This window comes from Arthrobacter sp. TB 23, assembly GCF_000294595.1.
In the GTDB taxonomy this organism is placed as follows: domain Bacteria; phylum Actinomycetota; class Actinomycetes; order Actinomycetales; family Micrococcaceae; genus Arthrobacter_D.
The window spans coordinates 1-7,522 of record NZ_ALPM01000076.1 but is presented as its reverse complement, the minus strand read 5'-3'; the positions used below and the strand labels follow the sequence as shown (position 1 = coordinate 7,522).

Below are 7,522 nucleotides of genomic sequence, written 5' to 3'. Positions count from 1 at the left end.
CCTGCCACTTTCGTATCTCCGGAAAGCAGATAGTGCCACACGATCCGCTCCCATGACTGCTCGTCATGGCACCTGCCACGAGCCAACTCATTAGCTCGCCGAGCTAACACTCCCGGTTTGGGGCGCGGATTATTTCCACAGTTTCCTGTACCAGCCGCGCCGGATGCCGCGACTAAGTGTCCCAACGATCACCGACGGTCACTGAGAGTATCTAGACAATCCCAGTGACCGTGCCCGATCAGTGGGAGCATTGCTCATAAAACCAGCGCCAGGCAGCGCTAACCCAGCACCCAGGGGGCAATCAGCAGTAGCGTCGGCGCCCCCAGTAGCAGTCCCGAGGCACCGAGGGCGGCCGCCTGCTGGGGCAGCGACAAGGGCGGCTGCGGAGTGAGTAGCCGGTGAATCCGGTTAAGGGTGGCACCAGCATCCTGGTCAGGGGTCGCGCCGGGAGCAAGCGCCGTCACCGCAAACGAGTCACCGTGGGCGAAGCCGCCCTGCTGGTCGGGCAGCGACCCGGAGGCGACGATAGCGATCGCCCGGGCCAGGACTGGCTCCCGGACCTGCTTCAGAGCCTCGTCGTCGGCGAGCATCTCGATCAACTCGTTGACGGCCCGCTGCGCCAGTTGTGACGTGGGCAGCCACGGGAGGGCCGCGCGCCAGGCCGCAAACGCCCACAGGAGTAGGTGATGTCGCTGGTGCAGGTGTGCCAGCTCGTGCACAAGTACGGCGTCGAGTTCGGCGGGGGTCAGCAGGTCGAGGAGCCCGTCGGAGAGCACGGTCACTGATCTGGCACCACCCGGAAGGCAATAGGCCACAGGGGTGGGATGGTTGATCACCAGCGTTGCCGGCCGGTTTGCTGCCGGGGAGCTGAGCAGGTTCAGCATGTCCCGGTGTCGCTTACGCTGCCCACGAATCTTGGCGTAGGTCAGCAGCAGGGTAAAGATCAGGTGGGCGCTGAGCAGCCCAGCGGCGCTCAGGGCGAAGACGTGGACCAGGCCGAGCGTGTCGACCGGCTGGTTGGCAAACGCCATGTCGCCGAAGCGGCCAAGGGCTTCCACCAGGTTGTCGCCGAGCGGGTCGAGACCCCAGACCAGCATCGCGCCAATCATTGACAGTCCGCCCGCGAGGGCGATCGCCTGCCACAGAATCATCGCCGTAAACGGTGAACGGGTGGGCCACTTTGCCCGAGACAGGGCTACCGGCGCAGGCCAGGCGAGGACGACGGCGAGCCCGGCCAAAAAATGGGCGGCCCAAAACATCCGTTCAGCTGCCGAGCAGTTTGCGCAGAGCCTGTGCCTCGCTGTCGGAAACGCTTCCGATGAACCGTGCCAGGACTGCTTCCCGGTCTGGGGCGGTGACGAGGACTTCGTGCATCAACTCGGCGGTGTGTTCCTCCCGGCTGGTGATCGCACGGTAGCGGTGCGGGCGGGTTTCCCGCTCCCGTTCCACGAGCCCCTTCTTCTCCAGCCGTGAGAGGACAGTCAGGACTGTCGTGACGGCGAGCTCCTTGCCCACGGCTTCCTTCGTCGCCAACGCCAGCATGTCGCGCAGTGCGTTCGCGGTCAGTGCCCCGGGGGTGCCCCACAGCAAATCCATCACTGTGCGTTCGAGTTCTCCGAGGGTGGCCATGCAAGTCCTTCGCTAAAATTGTGGATGAGTACTTCAAATCTACTCTCTTTTTCGCCAAGGTTCTACATGCGGTAGAACAAGATGTCGGTTGCTCAGCCGATGGTTGACCGTCCCGGTGATTTAGGCTTTTGCCATGACAAAGCCAGAATCGGACTTCTTTCCCTCCGGCACGCCGCTGCATTGGCGTGCCATCACGCCTAAGGATCTGGGTAGTTGGCATGAGCTGCTGCACCGGATGGCCAAGGAAGACCAGCCGGACTGGGTGGAGGAGCGGGCCGACCTGGAGCAGATACTGGGCTCATCGAAAACCGACCCGGCAAAGGACACCATCCTGGGTCTCGACGATGCGGGTGTGCCCCGCGCCGTTGGGGTAATCCAGCGGAATCCCGGGTCCACTGTGGTTCACAGTATGGGTGGGGTGGACCCCGCCAGGCGCCGGCAGGGGATCGGTACCGCACTCTACTCCTGGCAGGCGGGGCGCGCGCGTCGCCGGTTGGACGACGACGGCGCCGGGGCAGGAGTGCTGCGTACCTACGCGGAGGAACGGGTGCCATCCCAGCTGGCGCTGATGGAAGCTACCGGCAACGCCGTCGTCAGGTATTTCACGGAGATGACCCGTCCGCTGCAGACGGAGATCCCCGAAGTCGATATTGCAGCCGGACTGCAGATTGTCACGTTCTCGGACGATCTGTCCGAGGCGGTACGGCTCGCCCACAACGAGGCGTTCCAGGACCACTGGGGGAGTGAACCACGCGACGAGGAGTCCTGGCGGTTCACCGTGACGCACCCCGAGTTTAAACCCGAATGGAGCCTCGCGGTGGTGGACGAGGCGTCCGGCGAAGTGGCTGCCTACCAGCTGGCCAGTTACGATCCCGCGTCCGGGGAACTGCTGGGCCACACCGAGGGCTACACCGACCTGCTGGGAGTGCGGCGGAAATGGCGGGGCCTGCGGCTCGCCCCGGCCCTGCTGGTCGAGGCGATGCGCCGCTTCAAAGCTGACGGCATCGAGCACGCTGGCCTGGGCGTCGATACCGAGAACCCGTCGGGTGCCCTTGGCCTGTACGAACGTCTGGGTTACGAAGCCACCCACCGGGTCAGGGTGTACGAACTGCGCATCTAAACCATGGACGCGGTTGGCCCCGGCCAACCCTNCCCTAGCCGGGGCCAACCCTAGCCGGGGCCAACCCTAGACCGGGGCCAACCCTAGACGAGGCTGGGTCCGATCGAGTCGACTGACTGGCTCAGGGTGACACCAGAACCGTCACGGCGCCCGTGTTCGGTGGGGAGGGCCCTGGATACACCGGAAGCTGACGCGGCTTTTGCCGGACCGTGTCCGGCCCAGGCGAGCAGCAGGATGTCCTCATCCTTGAGGAACCGGTGGGCCCGGACCCCCGCTGTAGCCCTACCCTTGGTCGGATACTCCGCGAAATCGGTCACCTTGACCGATCCAGCCGAGGTGCCCGGCAGCGCTCCGCTCGCGGCGGCAATCGTCACGACGACGGCGGCCGAATCCTCGGCACCCACAGCGCCGAAGTGGATGACCGAGTCACCGGATCCCAGTTTGATGCCTGCCATACCACCGGCGGTGCGGCCCTGCGGACGGACGGTCGATGCGGGGAAACGCAGCAGCTGCGCCTGGGCCGTGATGAAGACCAGCAGGTCCTGGTCACTGGCCGCGGCCAGGCCCACCACCTTGTCTTTGGGCTTGAGGGAAATGATCTCCCATTCGTCGCGGTTCAGAGGATACTCGGGGGCAACCCGTTTCACCACGCCCTGCGCACTGCCCAGGGCGATTACCGCGTCGAGCGGTGCCAACCCCACCAGGGATTCCCCGGGCAGCAGGGTCATGAACTCCTGCGCCGGTACGCCGCCCGCCAGATTGGGAATCCCGGCGGTTGGTGCGAGAGCAGGCATATCCATCACCTGAAGGCGCAGCATTCGCCCGGCCGAGGTGACCGCTCCAACCTCCGCCCTCGCCGTTGAACGAATCACCGAACTGAACACGTCGTGCTTGACCCGTTGCCCGCCCTCACCGAACGGTTCCTGGTCGGCGGTGCGTGCCAGCTGTCCCGACGTCGACAGGATCACCCAGCAGGGATCGTCAGCAATTTCCAGGGGTAACGGCGTCGTTTTCCCGCCGGGCGATATTGCCGCGGGCATCACCGTGCCCTTCAGTGGTGCACTGGACTCGGACTCCAGCAACACCGTGCGACGGGAGGTGGCGAACTTCGCCGCCACCTCTGCAAGTTCCTCCGACAGGAGGGCCCGCAGCTTCACTTCCGAGCCGAGTAGTTCCTCCAGCAGGGCAATCTCCCGGCGCAGTTCGTCCTGCTCCTTCTCCAACTCGATGCGTGAGTACTTGGTCAGCTGACGCAGCCGAAGCTCAAGAATGTAGTTCGCCTGCAGCTCGGTCAGATCATAGATCGACATCAGCCGTTCCCGGGCCTGGGCCGACTCATCCGAAGAGCGAATGATCTGGATGACCTCGTCAATATCGACGATCGCGATCAGCAGACCCTCGACCAGGTGAAGCCTGTCCTTCTTGCGTCCCAGCCGGTAGGCGGTGCGGCGGCGGACCACCGACAGTCGGTGCTTGATGTAGACCTGCAGCAACTCCACCAGGCCGAGTGTCCGGGGCTGACCGTCAACAAGGGTCACATTGTTGATGCCGAACGAGTCCTCCATCGGCGTGTACCGGTACAGCTGGGCCAGCACGGCGTTGGGGTTGAAGCCGTTCTTCAGCTCGATCACCAGGCGCAGCCCGTGACGCCGGTCGGTCAGGTCCACAATGTCGGAGATGCCCTGGAGCTTCTTCGATGTGACGGCGTCTTTGATCTTCTCGATGATCTTTTCGGGGCCCACCGTGTAGGGCAGCTCAGTCACCACGAGGCCGGTGCGCCGGGCGGAAAGCTGCTCGATTCCCACGGTGGCCCTGGTTTTGAAGGACCCCCGGCCGGTCGCATAGGCGTCCCGCACACCCTCAAGCCCCACGATTTTACCGCCACTGGGAAGGTCCGGTCCGGGGATGAAACGCATCAGGTCATCGAGCCCGGCGTCAGGGTTGGCGATCAGGTGCCGGGCTGCCGCGATTACCTCGCCCAGGTTGTGGGGGGCCATGTTCGTCGCCATACCGACGGCGATGCCGGTCGCCCCATTAACCAGCAGGTTGGGGAAGGCGGCGGGGAGCACCTCCGGCTGCATGAGCTGGTTGTCGTAGTTCGGGACGAAGTCCACCACGTCTTCGTCGAGGTGGTCGGTCATGGTGAGGGCCGCCGCGGCGAGGCGGGCCTCAGTGTAGCGGGGGGCGGCCGGGCCGTCATCGAGTGACCCGAAGTTGCCGTGCCCATCGATCAGGGGCAGGCGCAGCGAAAAGTCCTGTGCCATGCGGACCATTGCGTCGTAAATCGCGGCGTCGCCGTGCGGGTGGAGCTTACCCATCACTTCGCCCACGACCCGGGCGGACTTCACATGGCCACGGTCCGGGCGCAGCCCCATATCGGTCATCATGTACAGGATGCGCCGCTGCACGGGTTTCAGCCCGTCCCTGGCATCGGGTAGGGCCCTGGAGTAAATCACCGAGTACGCATACTCAAGGAAAGAGCCTTCCATTTCGGAAGTGACGTCAATGTCGATGATGTTCTCGGTGTAATCCACCGGGGCTGCTGTGCTTTGGCGCCTGGCCATGATCGGATGGTCCTCGGGTTGTGAAAAAGGGTAGGTGCTGCCAAGGGTAATGACGTGAACGCCGAACGCCCACTAGGGTGAGTCTATGGCGGCTGACGGACATTACCCGGAATATTGGGAGGCCGACGTCGTGTTGCGGGACGGCGCCACTGCACATTTGCGGCCGATTTCGCCCGATGATGCGCCAGCAATGCAGCACTTCCACATGCAACAGTCCGAGAACTCGATCTACCTGAGGTTCTTCACCTACAAGTCCTCGCTGAGCAACAAAGAGCTCAAACGATTCACTGAGGTGGACCACCGGGACCGCGTGGCGTTCGTCGTCACCCGCGGTACGGACATTCTGGGTATTGGGCGGTACGACCGGCTCGATGACCCCACCGAAGCCGAGGTCGCCTTCAACGTCTCTGATGCCCACCAGGGCAGGGGGTTGGGGTCGATCCTGCTCGAACACCTCGCCGCGGCTGCCCGGGAGAACGGCATCAGCCGGTTCTCCGCAGAGGTCCTGCCGGAAAACCGCAAGATGATCACCGTCTTCGCTGAGGCCGGCTACGAGGTGCAACGGCGCTTCGACGACGGCGTGGTGATGCTGGAGTTCAACATCGACCCCACCGAGAAGTCACGCGCCGTGATGGAGTCCCGGGAACACCGCGCCGAGGCACGCAGTGTCGCCGGACTGCTCTCGCCGTCGTCGGTCGCTGTAATCGGTGCCAGCCGCGAGTGGGGGACCGTCGGGTATTCCTTCCTGGAACACATCATCGATGGCGGCTACACCGGTGACGTGTATGCGGTGAATCCCGAGGCTTTCGAACTGGCGGGCATGATTTCGTTCGCCTCCATCGGCGAAGTCCCGGGGCCGGTCGAACTAGCCGTGATCGCCGTCCCCTATGACCAGGTGGCGTCGGTCGTGGATCAGTGCGGCGTGGCCGGGGTGAAGGGCCTCCTCGTGGCGACCGCCGGGTTCGCCGACGACGGCGCCGAAGGGCTGGCCCGGCAGCGGGCCCTGGTGCATCGTGCGAGGGCCTACGGCATGCGGGTGGTCGGCCCGGCATCTCTGGGCCTGGTCAACACGCACCCGGAGGTCAGGCTCAATGCCTCGATGGCCCCCGCGCTGCCGGCCGCCGGTGCACTGGGTTTGTTCAGCCAGTCAGCGGCGATCGGAGTGCTGTTGTATGCGGCGGCAGGACGCCGCGGACTGGGCCTGAGCTCCTTCGTGTCTGCCGGCAACCGGGCCGATATCTCGGGCAATGACGCAATGCAGTACTGGGAGGATGACCCGTCCACCCGCGCTGTGGGGCTCTACCTGGAGTCGGTGGGCAACCCACGCAAGTTTTCCCGGATTGCCCGCCGGCTGGCGAAGACCAAACCGGTCATCGTCGCGAAGTCCGATGTGATGGGCCTGCAACTACCGCCCGGCCACGCCGTCCGCACCACCCAAGCGCCCTCGGGGGCGCTCAACGCAATGCTGAGGCAATCGGGGGTCATCCGGGTGGAAACGACTGCCCAGTTGGTGGACATTGCCCAGATTCTCGTCAGCCAACCCCTCCCGGCCGGTCCAGCGCTCGCCGTTTTCAGCAATTCGCTGGCTCTCGGCAAGGTGGTCGCCGACGCCGCCGCTGCCCAGTCCCTCGACGTGCGGCGGCTGGTGACGGACATTGATCTGGACACCGGGCAGTCCATTGCGCTGCCAGTCCTGCGCGCGGCAGTTCTCGACGCGCTGTCCGACGACGAAGTGCACTCGGCCGTTGTCGCCCTGCTCCCGGCGCCCGGGCTGACAGTCGAGGCCATTGCCGACTGCCTGCGGGACTGCGCCGAGACAGCCAACAAGCCTCTTGTCGCCTCCTTTGCGGGCATCCTGGACCCGGCTGTGCAATCAGATGGGTTATTGGCTTCACCCCGAAACCCGCTGGCGGCAGCCGACGGGGACGCCGCGGTGCCAAGCCAGCGTGGGGTGCCCTGCTACGCGGGACCGGGGGCCGCCGTCGCCGCCCTCGGCGCAGTGGTGACCTATGCCCGATGGCGCTCCCGGGACAGCGGCGGCTTCCACGAACCGGCTGACATCGACTCCGATGCCGCGTCTGCGGTGTTGCAGCAGGCGCTGCTCCGGGTCGACGGCGATGGCCTGACCCGGCTGGACGGCGCCGAGTCGGCCACCCTGCTCGGCCACTACGGCATCTCCCTGCTACCCGCCGTCCGCTTCGCGACAGCC

At 65.2% G+C, this 7,522-nt stretch carries 5 protein-coding genes; 2 read left to right on the top strand and 3 right to left on the bottom strand.

Annotated elements, in window-relative coordinates; all coding sequences use genetic code 11:
* Positions 1 to 278 precede the first annotated feature (278 nt).
* Both B384_RS0111325 and B384_RS0111320 read right to left on the bottom strand, forming a co-directional pair.
* On the bottom strand, positions 279 to 1,259 hold the full coding sequence (locus tag B384_RS0111325) for a M56 family metallopeptidase (protein WP_019483228.1): 981 nt from the start codon (positions 1,257 to 1,259) through the stop codon (positions 279 to 281).
* Between the two features lie 4 nt (positions 1,260 to 1,263).
* Positions 1,264 to 1,629 carry a BlaI/MecI/CopY family transcriptional regulator gene (locus B384_RS0111320; protein WP_019483227.1) on the bottom strand — a complete coding sequence of 122 codons (366 nt, stop codon included), beginning with the start codon at positions 1,627 to 1,629 and terminating at the stop codon, positions 1,264 to 1,266.
* A 133-nt stretch (positions 1,630 to 1,762) separates the two neighbouring features.
* Between B384_RS0111320 and B384_RS0111315 the strand changes: the two genes are divergently transcribed.
* Complete coding sequence (locus B384_RS0111315) at positions 1,763 to 2,749, top strand: GNAT family N-acetyltransferase (protein WP_026041144.1); 987 nt, start codon at positions 1,763 to 1,765, stop codon at positions 2,747 to 2,749.
* Between the two features lie 83 nt (positions 2,750 to 2,832).
* Here the strand turns inward: B384_RS0111315 and B384_RS0111310 are convergent, their stop codons facing one another.
* Entirely contained in the window at positions 2,833 to 5,313 is a 2,481-nt protein-coding gene (locus tag B384_RS0111310; RefSeq protein ID WP_019483225.1) for a DNA gyrase/topoisomerase IV subunit A, read from the bottom strand.
* Positions 5,314 to 5,398: 85 nt separating this feature from the next.
* Here B384_RS0111310 and B384_RS0111305 point away from each other — a divergent pair.
* Positions 5,399 to 7,522: GNAT family N-acetyltransferase (locus tag B384_RS0111305; protein ID WP_019483224.1), on the top strand; the 2,124-nt coding region annotated here is incomplete at its 3' end.